The sequence below is a fragment of the Streptomyces griseus subsp. griseus genome (genome assembly GCF_003610995.1).
Taxonomy (GTDB): Bacteria; Actinomycetota; Actinomycetes; order Streptomycetales; family Streptomycetaceae; genus Streptomyces.
The window spans coordinates 404,875-425,406 of the sequence record NZ_CP032543.1 but is presented as its reverse complement, the minus strand read 5'-3'; the positions used below and the strand labels follow the sequence as shown (position 1 = coordinate 425,406).

16 protein-coding genes and 2 pseudogenes are annotated in these 20,532 nt (G+C 70.8%); 11 read left to right on the top strand and 7 right to left on the bottom strand.

The features are described from left to right. Nucleotides 1-17: 17 nt before the first annotated feature. Nucleotides 18-713 carry a ribonuclease H family protein gene (locus D6270_RS01855; RefSeq protein WP_109167078.1) on the top strand — a complete coding sequence of 232 codons (696 nt, stop codon included), beginning with the start codon at nt 18-20 and terminating at the stop codon, nt 711-713. Between the two features lie 91 nt (nt 714-804). Here D6270_RS01855 and D6270_RS01850 read toward each other — a convergent pair whose 3' ends face one another. Further along, on the bottom strand, nt 805-1,215 hold the full coding sequence (locus tag D6270_RS01850; RefSeq protein WP_109167079.1) for an ATP-binding protein: 411 nt from the start codon (nt 1,213-1,215) through the stop codon (nt 805-807). Nucleotides 1,216-1,383: 168 nt separating this feature from the next. Between D6270_RS01850 and D6270_RS01845 the strand changes: the two are divergent. The 4 genes and pseudogenes from D6270_RS01845 to D6270_RS01830 all read left to right on the top strand — a co-directional run bounded on the left by D6270_RS01845 (nt 1,384) and on the right by D6270_RS01830 (nt 4,195). Then, nucleotides 1,384-2,216, top strand: a pseudogene (locus D6270_RS01845) (Scr1 family TA system antitoxin-like transcriptional regulator). 68 nt (nt 2,217-2,284) lie between these two features. Next, on the top strand, nt 2,285-3,409 hold the full coding sequence (locus tag D6270_RS01840) for a PP2C family protein-serine/threonine phosphatase (RefSeq protein ID WP_109167081.1): 1,125 nt from the start codon (nt 2,285-2,287) through the stop codon (nt 3,407-3,409). 82 nt (nt 3,410-3,491) lie between these two features. Continuing rightward, nucleotides 3,492-3,749, top strand: coding sequence for a WhiB family transcriptional regulator (locus D6270_RS01835; protein ID WP_109167082.1), 258 nt, complete (start codon nt 3,492-3,494; stop codon nt 3,747-3,749). A 92-nt stretch (nt 3,750-3,841) separates the two neighbouring features. Continuing rightward, on the top strand, nt 3,842-4,195 hold the full coding sequence (locus D6270_RS01830; RefSeq protein ID WP_109167083.1) for a YkvA family protein: 354 nt from the start codon (nt 3,842-3,844) through the stop codon (nt 4,193-4,195). A gap of 181 nt (nt 4,196-4,376) precedes the next feature. On the opposite strand, the pseudogene D6270_RS01825 reads toward D6270_RS01830, so the two are convergent. The 3 genes and pseudogenes from D6270_RS01825 to D6270_RS01815 form a co-directional block, all read right to left on the bottom strand. After that, nucleotides 4,377-5,046: pseudogene (locus D6270_RS01825) on the bottom strand (FHA domain-containing protein); the annotation flags it as partial. 152 nt (nt 5,047-5,198) lie between these two features. Continuing rightward, a complete protein-coding gene (locus tag D6270_RS01820; RefSeq protein WP_204117173.1) occupies nt 5,199-5,615 on the bottom strand; it encodes an ATP-binding protein in 417 nt (138 codons plus the stop codon). Between the two features lie 106 nt (nt 5,616-5,721). Beyond that, on the bottom strand, nt 5,722-6,201 hold the full coding sequence (locus D6270_RS01815) for a hypothetical protein (protein ID WP_109167085.1): 480 nt from the start codon (nt 6,199-6,201) through the stop codon (nt 5,722-5,724). A 50-nt stretch (nt 6,202-6,251) separates the two neighbouring features. On the opposite strand from D6270_RS01815, the gene D6270_RS01810 reads away from it, so the two are divergent. Further along, nucleotides 6,252-6,434 carry an alpha/beta fold hydrolase gene (locus tag D6270_RS01810; RefSeq protein ID WP_225976750.1) on the top strand — a complete coding sequence of 61 codons (183 nt, stop codon included), beginning with the start codon at nt 6,252-6,254 and terminating at the stop codon, nt 6,432-6,434. 108 nt (nt 6,435-6,542) lie between these two features. Next, complete coding sequence (locus tag D6270_RS01805) at nt 6,543-9,896, top strand: LamG-like jellyroll fold domain-containing protein (protein ID WP_204117174.1); 3,354 nt, start codon at nt 6,543-6,545, stop codon at nt 9,894-9,896. Nucleotides 9,897-9,955: 59 nt separating this feature from the next. On the opposite strand, the gene D6270_RS01800 is transcribed toward D6270_RS01805, so the two are convergent. Genes D6270_RS01800 through D6270_RS01790 form a run of 3 tightly spaced genes read right to left on the bottom strand, consistent with a single transcriptional unit; the run spans nt 9,956 to nt 15,034 of the window. Further along, the gene (locus D6270_RS01800; RefSeq protein WP_109167086.1) at nt 9,956-10,174 is read right to left on the bottom strand and encodes a hypothetical protein; all 219 of its coding nucleotides are present in this window, start codon (nt 10,172-10,174) and stop codon (nt 9,956-9,958) included. Nucleotides 10,175-10,187: 13 nt separating this feature from the next. Beyond that, complete coding sequence (locus D6270_RS01795) at nt 10,188-12,539, bottom strand: AbfB domain-containing protein (RefSeq protein WP_109167087.1); 2,352 nt, start codon at nt 12,537-12,539, stop codon at nt 10,188-10,190. 50 nt (nt 12,540-12,589) lie between these two features. Then, nucleotides 12,590-15,034, bottom strand: a complete 2,445-nt coding sequence (locus tag D6270_RS01790; RefSeq protein ID WP_109167088.1) for an RICIN domain-containing protein — start codon at nt 15,032-15,034, stop codon at nt 12,590-12,592. 626 nt (nt 15,035-15,660) lie between these two features. Between D6270_RS01790 and D6270_RS01785 the strand changes: the two genes are divergently transcribed. The 4 genes from D6270_RS01785 (at nt 15,661) to D6270_RS01770 (ending at nt 20,487) form a co-directional block, all read left to right on the top strand. After that, nucleotides 15,661-16,746 (top strand): ABC transporter substrate-binding protein, encoded by a 1,086-nt coding sequence (locus D6270_RS01785; protein ID WP_109167089.1) that lies wholly within the window; start codon nt 15,661-15,663, stop codon nt 16,744-16,746. Between the two features lie 86 nt (nt 16,747-16,832). Then, on the top strand, nt 16,833-18,470 hold the full coding sequence (locus D6270_RS01780) for a sugar ABC transporter ATP-binding protein (RefSeq protein WP_109167090.1): 1,638 nt from the start codon (nt 16,833-16,835) through the stop codon (nt 18,468-18,470). Further along, nucleotides 18,467-19,444 carry an ABC transporter permease gene (locus D6270_RS01775; protein WP_109167091.1) on the top strand — a complete coding sequence of 326 codons (978 nt, stop codon included), beginning with the start codon at nt 18,467-18,469 and terminating at the stop codon, nt 19,442-19,444. The genes D6270_RS01780 and D6270_RS01775 overlap by 4 nt, the downstream gene beginning before the upstream one ends. Then, on the top strand, nt 19,441-20,487 hold the full coding sequence (locus D6270_RS01770) for an ABC transporter permease (RefSeq protein ID WP_109167092.1): 1,047 nt from the start codon (nt 19,441-19,443) through the stop codon (nt 20,485-20,487). Before D6270_RS01775 ends, D6270_RS01770 begins: the two co-directional genes overlap by 4 nt. Nucleotides 20,488-20,532 lie beyond the last annotated feature (45 nt).

Here is a 20,532-nt window from a genome sequence, read left to right as displayed (position 1 = left end):
GCTGGCATGATCGAGGGATGAACGAGAGCATCATCGCCGCGTGTGACGGGGCGTCCAAGGGAAATCCCGGACCGGCCGCCTGGGCCTGGGTCGTCGCCGACGCGCAGGGCACCCCCGAGCGCTGGGAGGCGGGCCCGCTGGGCACCGCGACGAACAACGTCGCCGAGCTCACCGCCCTGGCCGAACTGCTGGAATCCACCGACCCGGCGGTCCGCGTCGAGGTGCGGATGGACTCGCAGTACGCGATGAACGCCGTGACCAAGTGGCTGCCGGGCTGGAAGCGCAACGGCTGGAAGACCTCGTCGGGCAAGCCGGTCGCCAACCGCGAACTGGTCACCCGTATCGACGCGCTGCTCACCGCCCGTACGGTGACGTTCCGCTATGTGCCCGCCCACCAGGTGGACGGCGACCCGCTCAACGCGCTCGCCGACCAGGCCGCCAGCGAGGCGGCGGTGGCGCAGCGACCGGCCGGTACGGCGCACGGGGCGACCGCCCTGCCCGTACCCGCCCAGGCGCGCTCCACGAAGGGGCGTACGGAGGCGGGCGGCGGCGCGGGTGAGGCGAAGGCGAAGAGCGCGGGGCGGTCCAACGGCACCATCAAGGCGCGGTTCGCAGGGCGGTGCCACTGCGGAAGGACGTACGCGGCGAAGGAGCCGATCGCGAAGAACCCGAACGGCTGGGGTCACCCGGAGTGCCGTACCGCCCCCGCCTGATCACCGGGGCCCGCCCACCCGGGCCTGATCGCCCGGGAGACCGTCCCCTCGTCGAACGGGGGAGTCCCGGCCCCTGGTCACGAGGGGAGCATCAGACGTCGGCCCAGACGAGCCGGCCGGCCAGCGCCGCTCGCGTACCCCACCGGGCCGCCAGGGCGTCCACCAGCAGGAGGCCCCTGCCGTCCTCGGTCAGGCAGTCGAGTGAATCGTCGCCGTCGGGTCCGTCGGCCGGTGGAGCCGCCGCGACGGGCAGCCCCACGGAGTCGGCCGGGGGCGCCGGGGCCGGGATACGGGCGCGGCCGCGGTTCCACACGCAGATCCGCACCCCCTCGGCCGAGCGGAGAAGTCGACAGCGGATCCGGCGGGTGCTGGTGTGCTGTACGGCGTTGGTGACCAGTTCGGTCACTATCAGAGCCGCCGCCTCGATGCGTTCCGCGGGTTCTCCCCACGCGTGCATCGCGTCCTGGACCCGGTGACGGGCTTCGGAAACGCCCCCGGGCAACCGGGGGACCCACCAGCTGTGTGCACCTCTGACTCCCCCACCTTCCGGAGCGCGTTCTGCGCAACTGACTATTTCCGACATGTATGTACTCTCGGCGCAAAGTGCATACTTTGCAAGCGACAGAGTGTCCACGGCTCCGCCCCGGGGCTCGACGAACGAGGTACGAGCATGCGACCCCGCTCCGGTCCCACGGTGCAGCACCGCGTCCTGGCGGCCCGGCTGCGAATTCTGCGGGAACAGGCGGGCGTCTCCCTCCGGGCCGCAGCCGACGCTCTGGGCGCGCACCCCGCGACCGTACGGCGGATCGAACGGGCCGAGACCGGCCTCGACGCCCGGCAGGTCGCCGAGCTGCTGCGCTGCTACGGGGCCCCGCCCCGGTCGCCGGGCCGATCCTGGCCGGGCTCGGGGCCGCGAACCTGCCCGGCTGGTGGCACCGGTGGCGGGACGCGATGGAGAGCTGGCAGCAGGAGGTCATCGGCGTGGAGTCCTCGGCCAGCCTGGTCCGCACCTGGCACCCCGCCCTCGTGCCCGAGCTGCTGCGGACCTCCGCCTATGCCGCCGGGCTCTACCGGATGCGCTACCCCGACGACAGCCCCGCCCTGCTGGAGGCCCGCCTGGAACTGCTGCGGGAGCGGCGGCGCCGGCTGAGCGAGCGCGGTACGGCCCTGTGGGCGCTGTTCCCGGCCGCCGCCCTGCACACCCGGGTGGGCGATGCGGAGACCATGGCCGGGCAGCGTCGCGCTCTGGCCGAGGCGATGCGGCAGCAGCACGTCACCGTCCAGGTGGTGCCGCTGGACCACCCACCGCACGCCATGACCGCCATGCCGCCCCTGCACCTGCTGCGGGTGCCCGCCCCGGAGATCGGCGACCAGGCCGTCCTGGAGACGCCGGGGGTCCGCGTCGACCTCGTGGACGACCCGGAGGCCGTGATGGCCCACCGCATCCGTCTCGACGCCGCGTGCGCCGCCGCCCCGTCCCCAGGCACCCCGCTGCCGCTCTGAGGACCGGCCGGAGCCCGCACGGCCGCCGCCGGGATGCGGTCCGCGCCCGGGCCGTACAGCGTGGGGGAGTGGTGCAGCTGCGCAGGGCCCAGTGGATCCCGGTGGGGGTCATCGTGCTGGCCGTCGTGATCGATCTGGCGACCCCGACGGACGTGACCTCCGCGCCTCTGCTGATGGCTGCCCCCGTGGCCGCCGCATCCCTGCTGAGCCTGCCCGGCATCATCGCGATCGGCGTCCTCTCGATGGCCGTCCACGCTGTCCTCGCCTGGGTCGACGGAACCTTCGGCTGGCACCGGGGCGTCGCCAACCAGCTCACCCTTCTGGCCGTGACCGTGCTCGCCGTCCTCATCCACCGGGCCCTGGAGGGCCAGAGCGCCCGGACCCGTCGGGCCCGCCAGGTCGCCGCCGTGGCCCAGGCCGCCGTACTGCCCCGGCCCCCGTCACGGCTGGGCGACCTCCGGATCGCCGCCCGCTACGTCCCCGCCGAGGACGAGGCCATGATCGGGGGCGACCTCTATGTCGTGCAGGACACCCCGCACGGGGTGCGCGTCATGGTCGGGGACGTCCGGGGCAAGGGGCTGGGCGCCGTCAGCGCGGTCTGCGCGGACCTGGGCGCCTTCCGGTATGCCGCTGACGAGGCGGAGGACCTGCTGGGCCTGGTGACCGCGCTGGAGAGGGCCCTGCTGCGCGAGGGCGGACGGCGCGGCGGCCAGGAGCAGGACGAGGGGTTCACCACCGCGCTGATCGCCGAGTTCACCGCCGGCCTCGACACCGTACGCATCGTCAACTGCGGCCACCCGCCCCCGCTGCTGCTGGCAGCCGACGGCACGGCCACCGTCCTCGAACCGTCCCAGGAGGCGCCTCCGCTCGGTATGGCCGCCCTGGGCACCTGGTCGTTCCCGGTCGACACGTTCCCCTTCCCGCCCGGCTCCACGCTCCTCTGTTACACGGACGGCGTCACCGAGGCCCGGGACGAGGCCGGGGTCTTCTACGACGCGGTCGTACGGCTGCCCCGCCTCCTGCGCCACCGCTCGCTCGTCGGCGACCCGCCGACCCCCGCGCAGATCCTCCAGCTGCTCATCGAGGACGTCGGGCGCCACACCGGCGGCCGGATTCAGGACGACCAGGCCCTCCTCGCCCTGCACCGACCCATCCCGGCGACAGATCCAGTTCCCCGGCGCCCACGTGTTTGAGGCGCCGATCGCCGGTCACCCGCACGGTACGGCCGTACGGCAGGGCGCCTACGGCACGCATCCGACACCGGGAGTGAGCAGCATGGAGAACTGGCGCACGCACGCGGCCTGCCGCGAGGAGGACCCGGACCTGTTCTTCCCCATCGGGACCTCCGGTCCCGCCGTCGTCCAGGCCACGGAGGCCAAGGCGGTCTGCCGGACCTGCCCGGTCCAGGCCCAATGCCTGGAATGGGCGCTGGAGAACGGCCAGGACTCCGGTGTCTGGGGAGGCCTCGCCGAGGACGAACGACGCGCGCTGAAGCGCCGCAGCCGTCGGCGTAGCAAGAACACCGCGGGCTGAGACACGCCAACCCCGCCGACCGGCTTCCGCGCGATGCCGGCCAACTTCCGTATCATCCCGTCATCGGCGGCCGAGTGGGTAGACGATGAGCCATGGACACCACCGTTTGGCTCGTTGTCGCCGCCGTCGCCGCGCTGATCATGCTGGCTTTCGCCGCCGTACTGCTGGTGCGCGTCTTCAAGGCCAGGAAGCTCCTGGTCGACGCCGGGATCCCGCTGCACAACAAGGCGCTCGTCTGGGCAGCCGTCGTCTACACGATCTCCCCGGTCGACCTGATGCCGGACCCCGTCTACCTCGACGACATCGGATTCCTGCTGCTGGCGCTGCGCTCCCTGCACGCCGCAGCCGCGTCGGCCGGACTGGGACGGGCCAAGGGGGCGGGTGCCCCGGTGGAGATCCCCGAGCTGGAGAAGACGGCCAAGCCCCGGCCGGACGCGGTGCGCTAGACGTCCGCGCGTGTGCCGAGTGTCCGCGCGGCGCGCTGGACGCTCCCGCGGTGCGCTGAAGGATCGCGCGTCGGCAAGTGGTTCATGAGGGCCCCAGTTGCTGACGCGTGCACTAGTGGTTGGCACGTCGGCCAGTGGTTCACGCGTGCGCCAGGAGTTGGTCTGTTGCTCCTGCGGGGGCGGCCACGCTCACGCGCTCCCGGCTGGCCGCCGGAGAGGCTGTGGATGGGCTGGTTCGCCCGTTGTTCCAGGCCGAGTTCATGGATGACCTCGGAAACGCCGGCCTCCCGCTCGTCCTTCGCCGTTTCCTGCGGGAAGCGGAGCTCGGCGGCCTACCCGAGGGCTTGTGCGTACGGTCAGCTGTGAGTGCGGGATGTCGTCCTGCGGGACGAGGGCGATGCGCCGGGAGACCAGGAAGGTCGTCGATGACGAGGTCGTTGCCCGCGTCGCGGTCGATGCGGACGGTCTTCGCGGGCAGCGGCCGTACGGTGGTGGGCTGCCGAGAGGTGCCGGTGGCGGCGGGGATGGAGACAGCGCTGGGACGGTCCGCCACGGCCGGGCGGGTGGGGGCCTCGCGGCCCACAAGCATGGCGCGGAGTCCGTCGCTCGGGTTACCGAAGTGGATGATGCTGGCGGCGCCGACACCCGACTCGTGGATGCGGTGGCCACCGGTGCACATGCCGTTGGTGCTGTCCTCGCCCTGGAGCGTTCAGTGCCCGGCCTCTGGGTGGAGGACCGCGTGGTGCCAGGAGACCCGGGCGTCGTCGATGACGATGTCGCTCTCGGGGGCACGCCCGGCATGGTGGTTACCGCTCGGACTCATCACCGTGGAGCCCGATATGGGTCTCCAGGAGGAGTCAGGGCGCCATCGGCGCTGCGGGCCGCTGTGTCATGTCCGAATTCTGTTGAGACGTGGAGATCGGCGCCCGTCATGGCCAGGTTGCTCACTCGGCGCGGGTTCCGGGGTGCCGTGCGGGCTCTGTCGCCCTTTGCTCGCCCTTCGTCAACGGAGCACGGTGGCGAGGATGACCTTCCCGCCGTCCGGCGACTCGCGGACCGTGACCTCCTGGGAGAGCCGCTGGACCATCGGCCAGCCGAAGCCGCCGGTGCGGCCTGTCATGTCGGGCGTCCGGTCCTGCGGGTGTGCCGGGCTCGGGTCGGTGACCTGGACGTGGACGCCCGTGCGATCGGCGGTCAGCCAGAGCGCGGTCACCGCTCCGGCGTGCCGGACAGCGTTGGTGACCAGTTCCGACACGAGGAGCAGCAGATTCTGCACCACGTGCGAGGCCGGCGCGGGGTGCAGCCGGGCGACGAAGCTGCTGACCGCGTCCCGTGCGTCGGCGGCCTTCTCCGGTCGGCAGACGTAATCGGTACGGGTCTCCCCGTCCGGTGAGAGTGTCATCAGCATGCGGTCGTTCATGGCGGTCACCCCGTCGCGTGAGCTTTCTGGCTGAACTCCGGATACCCCCGGAACGGCATTTCATGGGAAAACGCTGAGAGGAATGGGTGAACCCGCTGGTCACACCTCAGATATCGCCCCCGAGCCGGTCCCGCAGGATGCGGTGGGCCAGGGTGCGGCGCACCGAAAGGGACCCGGTGGTGGCGCCCGACCGCGCGGGAACGCCGAGCCCCCCGCTGATGGTGTCGTACGCCGCCCGATGACAGGCCGGAACCTCCTCGCGGTGCACCCTCAGGTCCTCCCCGACGAGGCGTCGCAGCGTGTCGACGTTCTCAGGTGCGAAGCGCTTCCTTCCCCGGCCGAGGGCGTCGGCGAAGGGGGTGCGGCGGGACTCGTGGCGGCGGGCCTCGGAGACCGCCTCGCCCAGGCCCCGCGGGCGTCCTTCGAGCCAGGGCGCGTCGTTCTGGTCGAGGGTGAGCTTCGCCGGGGGCGGTGGGCTGCCTGGCCCGTGCGTGGACACCTGCTTGGAGACGGCGGGCTGGCTCGTGCCGGTGAGCCGGACGATCCGTTCCTGGGGCCAGCCGGTCCCGGCGAACAGCGCGACCATGTCGTTGCCCGGAGGCCACCCGCGCGGCGCTCGCCGCCTCCGAGGGGCCGGTGCTGCTGCTCGTCGGCGAGTTCGGCCTGAACAGCCCGCCCATGGCGGCGGGGGAATGTGCGGAACTGTTCCCCCATGCCAGGCTGACCGAACAGCCCGAGGGGGGCCACTGCCCGTGGATCTTCGACCCCGACCGGTTCGTGGCGACGGCATCGGCCTTTCTGGGGCAGGGGCTTCCGTGAGGGGGCGGGGTGACTGCTCGGGCGTGCGAGGCCACGCCCGTACACCGATTTCTATCGTTGAAAATTCTGTGTGCACGACCGTTGTGCAGTGTTTGGTGTTGTGGCTCAATGTTCGACTATGTGCAGTGCCTCGGCGGTTCGAGGTACTCCCGGCTCTTCAACGAGGACGACGCCTTGACACGACAACACCCGCGCCCCCGTGCCCTGTTCAGGGCTCTCACCTGTGCCGCCGCGCTCCTGATACCGGTCGGCGCCACTCTTGTCCCGACGGCCGCCGCCGCGCCCGCCACCCCGGCACCGGCCACCGCCACCGCGTTCACGGCCGAAGACCCGGTCACCGATGTTCACGGGCTGAAGGGCGAGTACTTCAGCATGTCCGCCCCCGGCGCCCGTGACTTCGCCGAGCTCGGGGCCACCTCCCTGGACCCGGACATCAACTTCCCCGGTCTCACGGGGACGTTCGAGTCGGCGACCGGTAAGACCGAGCACACCACCGCCCGGTGGACGGGGCAGCTCGAAGCGCCCGAGACGGGCTCGTACACCTTCTCGGCCATCGGCGACAACGGCTTCCGGCTCTCCCTCGACGGCAACGTTGTCATCGACCACTGGGAACCCGACTGGGACAACGAGCAGCACAGCGCGCCGATCGCCCTGAAGGCGGGCGAGAAGCACGACTTCAAGCTGGAGATGTTCCAGGACACCGGCGGCGCCAGCATGTTCCTGCGCTGGCAGAGCGACACGCTCAAGAAGCAGATCGTGCCCGAGTCCGCCTTCACCCCGCCCGCCGGCTTCGAGGTCTACCCCGTCGCCCTGAGCGTCGCGAAGAGCGGCAAGCGCCTCCAGGCCACCTTCAAGGACCGCGTCACGAACTTCGGCAAGGTGAAGGACCACCTCAAGATCGAGGTCGACACCTCCCCGATGCCGGTCAAGTCGGTGAGCCGCGCCTCGGACAACCCCCGCGCACTGATCATCGACCTCGCCGCCCCCGTACTGAAGGACCAGCGGGTCAAGGTCGTCTACGACGGCAAGGGCGGGCTGACCTCGGGGAGCGAGACCGTCCCGGAGATCGGCCGGACGGCCAAGAACCTCTCCACGCACCGCCTCACCACCACCTGGGGCGACAAGCTGAACGTCAACAACCCGCTGCCCGAATACCCGCGCCCGCAGCAGGTCCGCGACAAGTGGAAGAACCTCAACGGCCCCTGGGAGTTCGCCGGGGCCACCGAGGGCCAGAAGCCGGTCTTCGGCAAGAAGCTCGGCGAGCGGATCATCGTGCCGTTCCCGGTGGAGTCCCAGCTCTCCGGCCTGGAGCGCGACGAGGACCACATGTTCTACCGCAAGCTCGTGACCGTGCCGAAGAACTGGTCGGTCGGCAAGGGCACGTCGGGCAAGAACCAGCGGCTGAAGCTCAACTTCGACGCCGTCGACTACCGGTCCACGGTCTGGGTCAACGGCACCAAGGTCGCCGAACACACCGGCGGGTACACCGGGTTCAGCGCCGACATCACCGACGCGCTCAAGGGCACCGGCCCTCAGGAGATCGTCGTCGCCGTCACCGACAAGACCGGCCCGAACCAGCCCAAGGGCAAGCAGTCCACCAACCCCGGCGGCATCGTCTACACCCCGACCTCCGGCATCTGGCAGACCGTCTGGATGGAGCCGGTCGCGCCCGCCGCCATCGACTCCCTGACCACCACGCCGGACATCGACACCGGCCGCCTCGCCGTCACCGTCAACTCCGCGAAGGCGTCGGCCGGTGCCCGTATCACCGCCGTCGCCCGCGACCACAAGGGCAAGGCCGTCGCCACGGTCACCGGCCCCGCCAACCGTGAGCTGAGCCTCCAGCTCAAGAACCCGCGCCTCTGGTCGCCGGACGACCCCTACCTGTACGACCTCGACGTGTCGCTCACCGACGGCCGGTCCAAGGACAGCGTCGAGAGCTACTTCGGCATGCGCCAGTTGAAGATCGCGGAGGTCGGCGGCTACCAGAAGCTCGTCCTCAACGGGAAGCCGTTCTTCTCCCTCGCCATGCTGGACCAGGGCTTCTGGCCCGACGGCCTGTACACCCAGCCCAGCGACGCGGCCCTCACCTTCGACCTCAAGGCACAGAAGGACCTCGGCTTCAACGCCGTACGCAAGCACATCAAGGTGGAGTCGCCGCGCTGGTACTACCACGCCGACCGGCTCGGCCTGCTGGTGTGGCAGGACTTCGTCAACGCCGACATCGACAACGACGCCGGCAAGAACGCCTTCCTCACGCAGGGCAAGGAGCTGATGAAGCAGTTCCACAACTACCCCTCGATCAGCGGCTGGATCGTCTTCAACGAGGGCTGGGGCGAGTGGGACCGGACGGCGACCGGTGAGATCGCCGAGGAGGTCAAGGCACTGGACCCGTCCCGTGTGGTCAACGCCCACAGTGGGGTCAACTGCTGTGCGTCCAAGGGCGATTCCGGCAAGGGTGAGATCATCGACCACCACGACTACGTGAACGACGACCCGGCCTTCCCGGACGACCGTCGCGCCGCGATGGACGGCGAGCACGGCGGCTTCACGCTCCGGACGCCGGGGCACATGTGGCCGGGTGCGCCCGCCAACATCTACAGCGGGGTTGCCGACAAGGCCGCCCTCACCGCGAAATACGTCGACAACACCCGTACCTACTACCTCGCGGCTGCCGGTGCCGAACTGTCCGGCTCCGTCTACACCCAGGTCAGCGACCTGGAGAACGAGCTCAACGGGCTCTGGACGTACGACCGTCGCGAGATCAAGGTCGACCCGAGGAAGGTCCGGGACATCAACCGCCAGGTCATCGCCGCCGGCGCCAAGGCCGGTCAGCGTGACGAGCTGAAGGGCGGTGGTTCCTGGTCGCTGGACGAGAACAAGGGCACCACCGCCCGCGACAGCGGCCCCAACAAGGCCCACCTCGCCCTGACCGGCGGCGCGTCCTGGACGCCGGGGGTGAAGGGCTCGGCACTGAAGTTCAGCGGTGAAGGCCAGTACGCGCAGAGCACCGGTCCCGTCGTGGACACCACCAAGGACTACACGGTCTCCGCGTGGGCCTCGCTGGACGCCCTGCCCGGCAACTACGCCACCGTCGTCAGCCAGGACGGCCGGCGCACCGAGAACCCCTTCTACCTCCAGTACGGGCAGGGTGCGTTCGCCTTCTCCACCCCGGGAGGCAAGCGGGCCCGCCTGGAGATCACACCGGAGACCGGGAAGTGGTACCACCTGGTCGGCGTCCGGCAGGGCGGTGAGGCCAAGCTGTACGTCGACGGAAAGCTCGCCGCCACCACCGAGGCCGGTCCCGCCGATGTGAGCACCGGCCCGCTCTCCGTCGGCCGGGCCCAGTACGCGGGGGCGAAGGGCGACTTCTGGAACGGCTCGGTCGATCAGGTCGGGGTGTACGACAAGGCCCTGACCGCCGACGAGGTGACCGCCCTGTACGGCAGCCTGAAGCCGTAGCGGGAGGCGGACCGGTCCGCTCCCGACGACGGGAGCGGACCGGTCCGCCATGATCGGCATCATCCGGTGCGGCGCCACCACCGCTGCCCGACGACGAGCGCGTCGAGTTCACTGAGCCGGTCCGCGGCCATCAGAGCGTCGGCATCAGGGCGTTCCGGTGCCGGTCCGGGCGGCGAGGCTCTCCACCTCAACCCGCCCTCGCCCCCCACGACAGCGGCCGGCCCGGCGGCGACGGAGAGAAGTCCCGTCGCCGCCGGGCCGGCCAGGTCGTCGCTCATCCGCTCCGCGGGATCACGGAGCCCAGGGAGCGTCCACCGCCCACGTCGTGTCCTCGGTGAAGAGGGCGGGGCTGTCGAAGGCCCGTCCGCCGCCCGGGGTGGCCAGCCATACCTCCGAGTCGATGTGGCGCAGATAGCTGCCCGGCAGGTTGGCGCTGGTGAACCGCACCCCGCCGTTCCCGGCGACCGCGCACCAGGTCGCGTCCGCCTTGAAGAGCGCGGAGTTGTCGTTGGCGTCGCGCCGGACCCGGAACTCGCGGTGGCGGAGGAACTCGCCGGGGTAGTTCCGGGACTCGAAGGAGTAGCAGTTGCTGTTGGCGAGGCCGGTGACGATCTTCCAGGTCGCGTCCGCCTTCAACACGGCCGGACTCCCGCTGTTCACCACCTCGGTGAAGGCCAGGGAGTCGTAGTGGCGCAGGTGCTTGGTGGTGTGTCCCGGCGTCGTGACCCGCAGGGACTTGTACTGGCCGGTGGGCAGCGTCACCGGGGGAGCGGGGTTGCGGGACGCCTGGATGAGAGCCTGGTTGGCGGCCTTCACCCGGGCGGTGTCGACCTTGACGACCTGGCGGTCGTAGGTCAGCAGTCCGTTCGCCTCGTTCTCGACGTCCGTGATCTCCGTGTAGACCGACGCAGAGAGCCCGGCGGGGAGCTGGCCGATCCGGATGGCGTCCAGCAGGCCGACGAACCGGTTGTTGAGGGCCGAGACGCTCGGCTGGTCCTCGTAGCTGAACCCGCCGCCCGGGTACCACTCGTGGCCCGGCACCTTGTAGCCGAGCCCGCCGAACTCGCCCAGCACGGCGGCCCGGGTCGCGGTCGGCGCGGTGTTGCCCGGGCCGACGTAGATGTGGTTGTCGACCACGTCACCGTTGCCGCCGTCCACCGAGCCGCAGCAGTTGACCCCGCTCATGTTGTTGACGAGGCGCGACGGGTCCTGCGCCTTGACCTCGTCGGCGATCCTGGCCTGGTCGTACTGGCCCCAGCCCTCGTTCTGGTTGACCCACATGACCACCGAGGGCGAGCTGCGGTGCTGGTCGATGATCGCCCGGTACTCCGCCTCCCACTGGGTGCGCGAGGGCCCGTCCGGGACCTTGCCGGTGTCCATCGACGGCATGTCCTGCCAGACCAGCAGCCCCAGCTGGTCCGCCCAGTAGAACCACCGCTGCGGCTCCACCTTGATGTGCTTGCGGACCATGTTGAACCCCAGGTCCTTGTGGGCCTGGAGGTCGTACCTCAGTGCCTCGTCACTCGGCGCGGTGTAGATGCCGTCCGGCCAGTAGCCCTGATCCAGCGTGCCGGTCTGGAAGACGAACTTCCCGTTGAGCACCGGCCGCAGGATGTTGTCCACCTTCGCCAGACCCACCGACCGCATACCCGTGTAGCTGCCGACCGTGTCGGTGACCGCCGAGCCGTCGAGGAGGTCGGCCCGCACGTCGTACAGGAACGGGTCCTCCGGGCTCCACAGCCGCGGATTCGGAACGGGTACGGAGATCTCCCCGCCCACCGCACCGGTCGCCGAGCCCACCACCGTACCGCCGCTGGAGACGGTGATCCGGGCGCTCCTCCCCGCCGCACCGGACGTCTGGGCCCGCACCCGCAGGGTGTTGTTGCCCAGGTTCGGCGTCATGTCGAGACGGGTGATGTGGGCGGAGGCGACCGGTTCCAGCCAGACCGTCTGCCAGATGCCGGAGGCCGCCGTGTAGAAGATCCCGCCACCCGGGTGCGGCTTCACATCGCTGATGCGCTGCTTGCCGACCGCCTGCCCGCCGGTCTGGCTCGGGTCGTAGACGGAGACCACGACCGTGTTCGTACCGCCGTTGAGCTGCGGTGTGATGTCGTACGCGAACGAGTCGAAGCCGCCCTTGTGCGCGCCGACCTGGGTGCCGTTGACCCAGACCGTGGTCTGCCAGTCGGATGCCCCGAAGTGCAGCTTCACCCGGCGGTTGTTCCAGTTGGCGGGGACGGTGAAGGTCCGCTTGTACCAGAGCTTGTCGTTCTGGGTGATCCGGCGCTGGATGCCGGAGAGCGCCGACTCGGCGACGAACGGGACGCGGATCTGCTCCGGGAACGTGGCGGGCTGCCCCGCGTCACGGCCGGTGACCGCGAAGTCCCAGATGCCGTTGAGGTTCGTCCAGTCGGGGCGGGTCAGCTGCGGGCGCGGATACTCCGGCAGCGGCTTGTCGACCGGGACCTGGTTCGTCCACGGCGTCGTCATGGGCGCCGGCTTCGGCGTCCAGGCGGCGGGCGCGGCAGCCGCCGGGGAGGTGCCGCTGCCGACGAGGGCGGTGGCCACCAGGGCGAGGAGGCCGGTGGTGGCCGTTAATCTCCGCCACCAGGTGCGGGGGCGGGGTGCGGGTGCTGGGCGCATGGTTTGAACATCCCTTTCATGGTTGTACCGGCGGAGGGTGAGTGGTGGTTTCAGAGGAGCCGCCACAGATGGTCGGCCGTTCCGTTGTCGTCGTACTGGACGACATGGGCGCTGTCGGCGGTGGACATCCCGTCCACGCCGAGCACCTTGTCCGAGTTCCGGTTGCGCACGCGGTACCAGCCGCCCCCGTCCGGAACGAGCTGCCAGAGGTGGTCGGCGGTGTCGTTGTCGTCGAACTGGACGACATGCGCGCTGTTCGCGGTGGACATCAGGTCGACGCCGAGCACCTTGCCGGAGTGCCGGTTGCGGATCCGGTACCAGCCGTCGCCGTTGGCCACCAGCCGCCAGAGGTGGTCGGCCGTCCCCGTGTCGCCGAACTGCACGACGTGGGCGCTGTCGGCGGTGGACATCCCGTCCACGCCGAGCACCTTCCCGGAGTGGCGGTTGGCGATCCGGTACCAGCGGTCCGCCAGCCATGGTTCCGCGTCCGGGGCGGCCGTCGGGAAGGACGTGATCCGCAGCCGCGCCGCGCCCATCGGGATGAGCGTGACCTCCTCGACCGGCTCGGTGGAGCGCGCCGGGCTCGGCTGGAGGGGCGCGACCACGTGTTCGTCGTCCGCCGTCCACTCCGGGACGCGACGGGCGCGGGCGGTCATCGTGAGCGGGGTCCCGGAGTGGGTGAACGGGTTGTCGCCGGGGGCTCGGCCCGTGGAGCGGTGGCTCAGGCCGGCGGTGGGTCGGGTGGGGTCCAGGACGAGGCCGTAGTTCCAGGGGCTCGTGGCGTGGACCGCGTACTCCGGGAACGTGGCGCTGCCGCCGATCCGGTCGTACCGCTCACCGATCCGGAGCGAGTACGTCAGCGGCCCGTGGTCCACGCTGACGGAACCGTGGTTCTCCGCCCAGGTCCGTACGGTGGTCCGCTGCGGCAGCCGCAGGGTGACCCGGTCGCCGTTCGCCCAGGTGCGGTCGATCCGGGTGAAGGCCGGGCCGGCCGGGGCGGAGACCCGCTGCCCGTTGACGCGGATCTCGGGGGCCGTGCACCAGGCGGGGACGCGCAGGACCAGCGGGAAGCGCAGCGGTTTCGGCGCGGTGAGGGCGAGCGTGACCGTGTCCGTGAAGGGGTAGCCGGTCTCCTCGGTGAACGTCACCTCCGTGCCGTCCGCGACCTTCGCCGTCACCTCGCTCGGCGCGTACATCGCCGCCGCGAGCCCGCCGTCCGGAGTGGCGAGCCACAGCTCCTCGGTGAAGTAGGGCCACCCCATACCGTAGTTGTGCGGGCAGCAGCGGTACTGGTCGACGCCCGGCAGATACGCCAGCATCGCGAACGGGTTCTGGAACTGGCGGTCGCGCTTGGGCTCGTCGTCCAGGTCCACGCTGTTGGCGCAGGTGATGTAGTGGACGGCCTTTCCCGATGGGTCCAGCGACGCCGGGAGCGAGTTGAACGCCAGCTCCTCGCACCGGTCCGCCCACAGCGGGTCCCCGGTGATCCGGGTGAGCAGCTGGTGGCTGGCCATGAACTCGACGATCCCGCACGTCTCGAACCCCTGGCGCGGGTCACCGTGACCGGGCCGGGCGTTCTCGTCCCCGGCGAACCCGCCACCGGGGAACTGCCCGTAGCCGTCCATCGCCTTCGCGTACGTGCCGTAGGTGTTGCGGGTGTCGGTGGCCGAGCCGCTGCGCAGCGCGAACTGGGCCGGTTCACGGAAGCCTTGGGCGATGTTGACGTTGTGCGGGTTGACCAGGTTGTCGCCCCAGTCCGCCCCGTAGCGGTGGATCTTGTCGACGAGGTCCAGGAGGAAGGCGTCGCCGGTCCGGTTGTAGAGCCACATCGCGCTGTCCAGGCCGTCGCCCCAACGCAGGGCGATCCAACTGGAGTCGAAGGCGCCGGGACCCTGGGCCCCCATATAGCGGAAGAAGCGGCTGAGGAAAGGGATGATCCGGGTGTCACCGCTGTACTCCTGCCAGGAGCGCAGCGCCTGGATCAGCGGCAGGAACGGCCAGAAGTCGGGGCCGCCGTTGAGGGAGGTCCGCAGTGCCTTCGGGCCGAAGAAGCCGTCGCTCTGCCCGGTGGCGAGGATCGCGTCCATCCAGCGGCGGGTGGTGGCCAGCGCGGCCGTGTCCCCGGTGACGATCGCGAGGTCGGCGTACCCCCTGAGCCAGTAGGGGACTTCCTCCCAGCCGCCACGGTCGGGGCGGACCCAGCCGGTCGCCGTGAAGTCCAGGAAGTGCGAGAACTCCTCGTACCGGCCGCACAACCCCTCCAGCTGGAGCCGGAGTTGACCGGCCAGCCAGCCGCGCGCCTTCACCTTGCCCGGCGGCAGCTTGAGGAACGCGGTCGGGTGCAGGGGCGCGGCGTTGGGGGAGTAGTGGCCGCCGGGGGCCGCTGCCACCCGGTGGCGCTCGGGTGTCGCGGCGGTGGCCCATCGGCTCGCCGTACCGGTGGCCACGGCGGTGGCCACGGCGGTGGTGATGAGCTGCCTGCGGTTCAGGGGCATCGGTACGGCTCCTGCTCTGAGCCGGGACCGCCTGAGCTGCGGCCGGCTCGGTGGGGGTGGTGGCCGCGCGCGGTGCGGGTGCGCGGGCTGGTGCAGGGCGAGACGTGCGGTGCGTGGTGCGCGGGGCGTGGTGCGCGGCCGCCCGGCCGGGGGAGCGGCGGGGCGGCCGGTCGGGCGCGAGGAGCGAACGTGCGGCGAGCACACGCCGAAGGTCGCCGTCGCGCGGGCGGTCCGGCGTACGGCATCCGTTCTTGCAACGTTGGAAATATGGCGTCCGGCGGTATGACAGCACGGTGCCGGGCGGCTGTCCAGGGGGTGCGCAGGACCCGTTGCCGTAGGGCGGGCCGATGGCCGTGGGTATCCCGCGCGGGCGCCCCGCCGGGTGGCCGACACATTTTGGAAACGCATCGGCCCCACTCTTGCCGCCCGTGCCGCACCGCATATATAACGTTGTAAACCGAGCCGCCGACAGCCCGAGCAGGCTCTCGCGGCCGCTGTTCCCGCACGTCGGAGCAGGGTCGTGAGGAGTGCAGTGGCAGCAGCCGCCGCGCGGCCCATGCCTCGTCCCGCATGCCCGACCGCACGCCGCCGCGCGTGCCGTCAACCCGCCAAGGAGCGTTCCGCGCATGATGATCCAGCGTCGACCCCGTACCCTCGCCGTGGCCTGCCTCCTCGCCGCCACCGCCACGCTGGCCGCCGCCGGCTGCGCCAAGTCGGAGACCTCGAACAACGCGGGCGGCGACAGCAGCCAGGGTGCCCAGGAAGCCAAGTCCCCCGACTCCACCTCCGGTTCGGGCTGCTCGCTGGAGACCTACGGCGCGCCGAAGCTGGACCTGAAGAACGCCGTGGTCGGCTTCTCCCAGTCGGAGAAGGAGGCCAACCCGTTCCGGATCGCCGAGACCCAGTCCATCAAGGACGAGGCGAAGAAGATCGGCGTGAAGAAGCTCCTCACCACCAACGCGCAGTCCCAGCTCTCCAAGCAGATCAGCGACATCCAGGACATGCTGTCGCAGGGTGCCCAGTTCCTCATCGTCGCGCCGCTCAACTCCGACGGTCTGGAGCCCGCCTTGAAGGCGGCGGCAGCCAAGAAGGTGCCGGTCCTCACCATCGACCGCAAGGTGAACTCCACCGCCTGCAAGGACTATGTGGCCTTCCTCGGCTCCGACTTCGTGGAGCAGGGCAAGCGCGCCGCCGATGCGATGATCAAGGTGACCGGCGGCAAGGGCAAGGTCGCGATCCTGCTCGGCGCCTCCGGCAACAACGTCACCACCGACCGCACCAAGGGCTTCGTCGACCAGGTGAAGGCCGAGGCGCCCGGCCTGGAGATCGTCGCCCAGCAGACCGGCGAGTTCGCCCGCGACAAGGGCCAGCAGGTCATGGAGCAGCTCATCCAGTCCAAGCCCGACATCACCGCCGTCTACGCCGAGAACGACGAGATGGGCCTCGGCGCCCTCACCGCGATCAAGGCGGCCGGCAAGAAGCCCGGCAAGGACGTCAAGATCGTCTCGGTCGACGGCACCCGCAACGCCGTCCAGGCCCTGGCCAACGGCGAGTACAACGCGGTCATCGAGTCCAACCCGCGCTTCGGCCCGCTCGCCTTCGCCACCGCGCAGAAGTTCTACGCCGGTGAGGAGATCCCCGAGAACGTCATCATCACCGACCGGGAGTACGACGAGGCCAACGCCAAGGACTCGCTCGGCGGAGCCTACTGACCCCGACCGGACGGCCGGCCGCCGCGACGCCCCCGGCGCTCACGGCGGCCCGGCCCCATTCCCGTAACACCGGAAGGCCAGGATCCATGGCACCCACCGAAGCGACACCCCGGCACGCGGAGACCGCCGTCGCGGAACCCGTGCTCGAAGCCCGCTCGGTCAGCAAGCGGTTCCCCGGCGTCGTCGCCCTGGACGGCGTCTCCTTCTCGCTGCGCGCCGGGGAGACCCACGCGCTCGTCGGCGAGAACGGGGCTGGCAAGTCCACCCTCATCAAGGTGCTGACCGGCGTCTACCAGAGCGACGACGGCGAGATACGGGTGGCGGGCGAGCCCGTCCGCTTCGCCCGGCCCTTCGAGGCGCAGCAGGCCGGGATCTCCACCATCTACCAGGAGGTCAACCTCGTCCCGCTGATGAGCGTGGCGCGCAACATCTTCCTGGGCCGCGAGCCGAAGAACCGTTTCGGCCTCATCGACTTCGCCCGGATGAACCGCGAGACCACCGAACTCCTCGACGGTTTCGGCGTCCGCGTCGACCCCAAACGCCCCCTGCACACCCTGGGGATCGGCACCCAGCAGATGGTGGCCCTCGCCCGCGCCGTCTCCGTACAGGCGCAGGTCGTCATCATGGACGAACCCACCTCCTCGCTGGAGCCCCGCGAGGTCGAGACCCTCTTCCGGGTCATCGAGAACCTGCGCGGCCAGGGCATCGCCGTCCTCTACGTCAGCCACCGCATGGACGAGCTCTACCGCATCTGCGACCGGGTCACCGTCCTGCGCGACGGCCGCCACATCCACACCGGCGACCTGGCCGACCTGGACCGGATGCGGCTCGTCTCGATGATGCTCGGCCGCGACCTCGCCGAGGTCCGCCGCGAGGGCCTCACCAGCTTCGACGCCGCCGGGCACGACGTGGCCCGCACCCCCGTCCTCACCGCCACCGGCCTCGACCGCCGCCACCAACTGCACGACATATCCCTCCAGCTGTACGGAGGTGAGGTGCTGGGACTCGGCGGGCTGCTGGGCTCCGGGCGCAGCGAGACCGCCAAGGCGCTGACCGGCGCGCTGTCCCTGGACGGCGGCGAGATCACCGTCGACGGCAAGCGCATCGGCCGCCCCACCCCGGCCGCCGCCATCCGCGCGGGCATCAGCATGCTCCCGGAGGACCGCAAGGCCGAAGGGATCATCCCCCAGCTCTCCGTGCGCGAGAACATCGTGCTCGCCGCGATGCCCCGGCTCTCCCGCGCCGGGATCGTCTCCCGCGAGAAGCAGGACCGCATCGTCGACATCTTCATGGAGCGGCTGAGGATCAAGGCCTCCAGCCCCGAGCAGAAGGTCGGCGAACTCTCCGGCGGCAACCAGCAGAAGGTACTCCTCGCCCGGTGGCTCTGTCTGGAACCCAAGGTGCTGCTCCTCGACGAGCCGACCCGGGGCATCGACGTCGGCGCCAAGGCCGAGGTGCAGAGCCTCATCGACGACCTCGCCCGCGAAGGCCTCGCCGTGCTGCTGATCTCCTCCGACATCGAGGAGCTCATCGAGGGCGCCGACCGCATCGTCGTGCTGCGCGGCGGCGCCGTCGCCGGTGAACTCGCCGGTGACGAGGTGGAGGAGAGCCGCCTCCTCGAAGTGCTCGCCGACCACACGCCCGCCGCCGAGCCCGCCGACCGCAGCCACGAGGCCGACGCCGACGGGAAAGCCCCGGCGAACGGCCAGGAGGACCCCCGATGACCACCCCCCAGGCCACCCTGCCACGCCCCGCGAAGCCACTGGCCCGGCTGCGCGACCCCGCCTGGTACCAGGAGTACGGCGTGTACGCGGCCGTCGCCGTCGTCCTGCTCTTCAACGCCCTGTTCACCGAGCACTTCATGACGGCCGACAACCTGCGCACCCAGCTCGTCCAGGTCGCCCCCATCGTCATCGTCGCGCTCGGCATGGCCCTGGTCATCGGCACCGAGGGCATCGATCTCTCCGTCGGCTCCACCATGGCGCTCGCCGCCGCCCTGCTGCCGCTCTACCTCGGCTACGGCCTGGTCCCCGCGCTCCTGATCGCGCTGCTCGCCGGTGCGGTGGTCGGCGCGATCAACGGGACGCTCGTCTCGCTCGTCGGGCTGCAACCCATCGTGGCGACCCTCGCCCTGTTCGTCGGCGGCCGGGGCCTGGCCCTGGTGATGGCGGACGGCCAGCTCAAGCAGATCGTCAACCCCGACATCCTGGCGCTCGGCACCGGCTCCTTCCTCGGCATCCCGCTCGTCGTCCTCATCGCGGGCGTGCTCGCGCTGGCCGTCGCGTTCCTGGTGCAGCGCACCACCTTCGGCCGCCAGATCGTCGCCATCGGCGGCAACCGGGCCGCCGCCGGACTGTCCGGACTGCCCGTCAAACGCGTTCTGATCGGCGTCTACGTCCTCTGCGGCACGATGGCCGCGCTCGCCGGCATCCTCGCCACCGCCCGGCTCACCGCCAGCGACCCGTCCTCGCTCGGCACCCTCATGGAGCTCTCCGCCATCACGGCCGTCGTCGTCGGCGGCACCCCGCTCAACGGGGGCTCCATCCGGGTGCTCGGCACCGTCGCGGGCGCCCTGCTGATGCAGCTGCTGCGCGCCACCCTCGTCAAGCACGACCTGCCCGACTCCACCGCACAGATCGCCCAGGCGGCCATCATCATCGCCGCCGTCTACGTCGCCCGGGAGCGTCGGTCCCGATGAAGAACACCACCCCCGCCGCCCTGGCCCCCCAGGTGCCGGCGCCCCTCAAGAACACGCCCTCCCGCCCCGAGCCCCGGCCCGAGCGCTCCACCGGCTCCCGTATCGGCGAACTCGTCCAGCGGCAAGGCGTCCTCGCGGTCCTGCTGACCGTGATCCTCATCGCCTCGTTCGTCTATCCGACCTTCGCCAGCGTCGACAATGCCCGGGGCGTCACCGTCCAGGCATCGTTCCTCGCGATCGTCGCCCTCGGCATGACGCTGGTCATCATCACCGGTGGCATCGACCTCTCCGTGGGCTCCGTCTTCGCCCTCGGGGGAGTCCTGGCGGCCTGGGCCTCGCAGTGGGGCTTCCTCGCCGCGCTGCTCGTCCCCCTCGTGGTCTGCTCCGCGATCGGGCTGGTCAACGGCCTCCTCATCGCCCGCGCGAACATGGCACCCTTCATCGTCACGCTCGCCTCCCTCCTCGCGGCGCGCGGCATCCTCCTCGCCTTCACCGACGAGGGCGCCACCACCTACCTCGTCCCCAAGGACTCCGCGTTCGCCGAACTCGGCCAGGGCAGCGTCTGGGGCTTCGGCCACCCGATCCTCGTCGCCCTCGTCCTCTTCGGCGTCGGCGGACTGCTGCTCCAGCGGACCTCGTTCGGGCAGACCCTGTTCGCCGTCGGCGGCAGCAGCGACGCGGCCACCCTGATGGGCCTGCCCGTCGCCCGTACGAAGATCCTCGTCTACACGCTCAGCGGACTGCTCGCCGGACTCGCCGGAGCGCTGAACGCCGCCCGCCTCTCCTCCGGCGTCACCATCGTCGGCGTCGGCATGGAGCTGGACGCGATCTCCGCCGTCGTCATCGGCGGCACGCTCCTCATCGGCGGCGCCGGATCGATCAGCGGGACCCTCTGGGGCGTCCTGCTGCTCGCCGTGATCCAGAACCTCATCAACCAGATCGGCTCGCTCAACTCCTCGTACCAATCGGTGGTCAGCGGCGGCTTCCTTATCGTTGTCGTGGTGGCGCAGCGTTACCTCGCGCGCAGCCGGAGAACCACCTGAACCGGACGGACCAGGCGGACCGGGCAGGGACGAGTCGAACCGAGT

What these genes read in the sequence shown, in the direction of transcription:
- D6270_RS01855 (WP_109167078.1), top strand. Translation starts at nt 18, where the DNA reads ATGAACGAGAGCATCATCGCCGCGTGTGACGGGGCGTCCAAGGGAAAT.
- D6270_RS01835 (WP_109167082.1), top strand. Translation starts at nt 3,492, where the DNA reads ATGGAGAACTGGCGCACGCACGCGGCCTGCCGCGAGGAGGACCCGGAC.
- D6270_RS01830 (WP_109167083.1), top strand. Translation starts at nt 3,842, where the DNA reads ATGGACACCACCGTTTGGCTCGTTGTCGCCGCCGTCGCCGCGCTGATC.
- D6270_RS01820 (WP_204117173.1), bottom strand. Translation starts at nt 5,615, where the DNA reads ATGAACGACCGCATGCTGATGACACTCTCACCGGACGGGGAGACCCGT.
- D6270_RS01815 (WP_109167085.1), bottom strand. Translation starts at nt 6,201, where the DNA reads ATGGTCGCGCTGTTCGCCGGGACCGGCTGGCCCCAGGAACGGATCGTC.
- D6270_RS01805 (WP_204117174.1), top strand. Translation starts at nt 6,543, where the DNA reads ATGTTCGACTATGTGCAGTGCCTCGGCGGTTCGAGGTACTCCCGGCTC.
- D6270_RS01800 (WP_109167086.1), bottom strand. Translation starts at nt 10,174, where the DNA reads ATGAGCGACGACCTGGCCGGCCCGGCGGCGACGGGACTTCTCTCCGTC.
- D6270_RS01795 (WP_109167087.1), bottom strand. Translation starts at nt 12,539, where the DNA reads ATGCGCCCAGCACCCGCACCCCGCCCCCGCACCTGGTGGCGGAGATTA.
- D6270_RS01790 (WP_109167088.1), bottom strand. Translation starts at nt 15,034, where the DNA reads ATGCCCCTGAACCGCAGGCAGCTCATCACCACCGCCGTGGCCACCGCC.
- D6270_RS01785 (WP_109167089.1), top strand. Translation starts at nt 15,661, where the DNA reads ATGATGATCCAGCGTCGACCCCGTACCCTCGCCGTGGCCTGCCTCCTC.
- D6270_RS01780 (WP_109167090.1), top strand. Translation starts at nt 16,833, where the DNA reads ATGGCACCCACCGAAGCGACACCCCGGCACGCGGAGACCGCCGTCGCG.
- D6270_RS01775 (WP_109167091.1), top strand. Translation starts at nt 18,467, where the DNA reads ATGACCACCCCCCAGGCCACCCTGCCACGCCCCGCGAAGCCACTGGCC.
- D6270_RS01770 (WP_109167092.1), top strand. Translation starts at nt 19,441, where the DNA reads ATGAAGAACACCACCCCCGCCGCCCTGGCCCCCCAGGTGCCGGCGCCC.